At 36.9% G+C, this 2024-nt stretch carries 2 protein-coding genes and 2 pseudogenes; 3 read left to right on the top strand and 1 reads right to left on the bottom strand.

Going from position 1 to position 2024, the window contains the following annotated elements; translation table 11 throughout:
• Both I3255_RS13885 and I3255_RS13890 read left to right on the top strand, forming a co-directional pair.
• Positions 1-537, top strand: a 537-nt coding sequence (locus I3255_RS13885) for a hypothetical protein (protein WP_238039332.1), incomplete at its 5' end; no start/stop codon positions are given.
• Between the two features lie 98 nt (positions 538-635).
• Positions 636-1067: pseudogene (locus tag I3255_RS13890) on the top strand (macro domain-containing protein); the annotation flags it as partial.
• Here the strand turns inward: I3255_RS13890 and I3255_RS13895 are convergent.
• Positions 1036-1425 (bottom strand): annotated as a pseudogene (locus I3255_RS13895) (IS5 family transposase); the annotation flags it as partial. The pseudogenes I3255_RS13890 and I3255_RS13895 sit on opposite strands and share 32 nt — an antisense overlap.
• Positions 1426-1441: 16 nt before the next feature.
• Here I3255_RS13895 and I3255_RS13900 point away from each other — a divergent pair.
• Positions 1442-1696, top strand: a complete 255-nt coding sequence (locus I3255_RS13900) for a hypothetical protein (RefSeq protein WP_238039333.1) — start codon at positions 1442-1444, stop codon at positions 1694-1696.
• Positions 1697-2024 lie beyond the last annotated feature (328 nt).

Raw genomic sequence — 2024 nt, forward strand, 5'->3', positions numbered from 1 at the left:
TTTTTTAAATTAAACAAAACACCTATATCAACGAAAGAGAAGAAAGATATTATTATAGATTTTTTTGATTTGGTCGCAGTACCAAAGACAGATAAAATTCAAATATTAAACAATATAAACAATGACTGGTATGATATAGAGACAATTGATAACTTTAGCTGGTTAAATACAAACAATCCAGGTTTATGCTCTTGGGCCCTTAATTATACTAATGAATACTTACAAAAAAACTATTCCTTCTATTTCATTACACCTGACGTTAAAGTTGAAAATGATTATTATAGATTACTATTAGTATTTGATACTTGGAATACACACCCTGATACTAAAAAACTGTTTATCCAATCAATTAAAAAAGCTTATTCTCAGAAAAAATTCAGAGATAAACAAGTAGGTAAAAAGCAATGTTCATTTAATCTTTCACAAAAAAGCATTAACCAATTAGCTCTATTATCAGAGCTTCAAGGTGTACCTAAAAATCATATTCTAGAATCACTTATCAACAATAAAATACTAGAGCTAGGAGTAAAACAATGACTATCAATATTATTGCAGGTGATATAACTACCGCTATATCAGATACTATTATTAATGCTGCTAATTCTCGGATGTTAGGTGGTTGAGGCGTTGATGGTGCAATACATCGTGCTGCTGGGCCAGCTGTATTAAAAGCGTGTTATGAAGTTCCAGTAATAAATGGTATTCGCTGTCCTGTTGGCGAGGCTCGTATTACTGAAGCAGGAGAACTGAATGCTAAATATATTATTCACACAGTTGGACCAATGTATTACGGTCATAAAAATCCGGCACTCGCATTAGAAAACGCTTATCGACATTCTTTGCAACTGGCTATTAGCCATCAGTGTCAGTCTATTGCCTTTCCTGCAATCTCGTGTGGCATTTATCGTTATCCACCAGCACAGGCAGTCACCATTGCAATTAGCGTCTGTAATGAGGCTGCATTTAAACAACTCGATATTAGCTTTTACTTATTTGATCAAAGCTTAGTTAATATCTGGCAACAAGCCTTAGAACCTATCCCAAAAGGGTTTTATTCCAAACAATGAGGCCACAAGCAAAATGCAGCATGGCCTCGTAGTTTTCGATTTTCTTCTCCCAACGAACAAGCAATCTACGATAACGATTTAGCCAGCTATGAGTTCGTTCCACAACCCAACGATGAGCCTTAAAATCATCCGAGTGTTTTAAGCTCGCCGCCTCTTCTGCTCGTGATTGAACATAGGGAATGTAGTTCAAAGTGACCAACTCATCATATAACCACTGCCCTGTATAACCTTTGTCTAGATACAATGGCACTTTCAACGGTGGGCGATAGCACTCTAATGCATCTAAAGTTTGCAGTACCAACTTGATGTCGTGGACGTTCGCACTATCGCTGACAACGGCAAATGGCAATCCATTCGCATATGCGTTTAACTTGATGGCTGAACAACTCAAGAAACAATCTGCTTTTCCTCCTTGCCACAGAACACTGACCCTATTTGAAAACGGTCAACCAATCGAATCCAAACTCGTTCCTAATGATGCGTTCATCATCAGTAAGGCTAAGCTCCCTTCTCTACTACAAGAAGGAAATGTATTTACCATTGATGAACTGTTGGATATCGCGAATAGTGCCAATAGGAAGATAGCCGAACTTGCGAAGATTCATGGAAAGCAGTTGGTGCAGAAATAGATGGATGTTAGTCCCTGAAAAGGGGCTAGCTTGAAGAGTAAGCAATCTTAGCTGATAATTAATTAAGCTTCTGGTTTCTTTGAAGGGCTGACTATTGTTCCCATAAAATCATCAAGCTCAGTGTTACTTAAGGGGATAACATTAGAAGTCATATCATCACAAGCAATGCATCTAAATTGTAAACCTTGATGTTCTGATGAAATCATTTTGCACATATCTTTCTGACATTTTGGGCAAATTGGCTTAAACATATATGGAATGTATCTATCTTCGTAATACAAATAATTCCATTCTCAATTGACACCGAAATAATGCCCTCTTCCTATAC

The organism is Psychrobacter sp. Ps6, assembly GCF_022129235.1.
GTDB lineage: Bacteria > Pseudomonadota > Gammaproteobacteria > Pseudomonadales > Moraxellaceae > Psychrobacter.

Coding starts and splice junctions, on each gene's coding strand:
- I3255_RS13900 (WP_238039333.1), top strand. CDS start 1,442: ATGGCTGAACAACTCAAGAAACAATCTGCTTTTCCTCCTTGCCACAGA.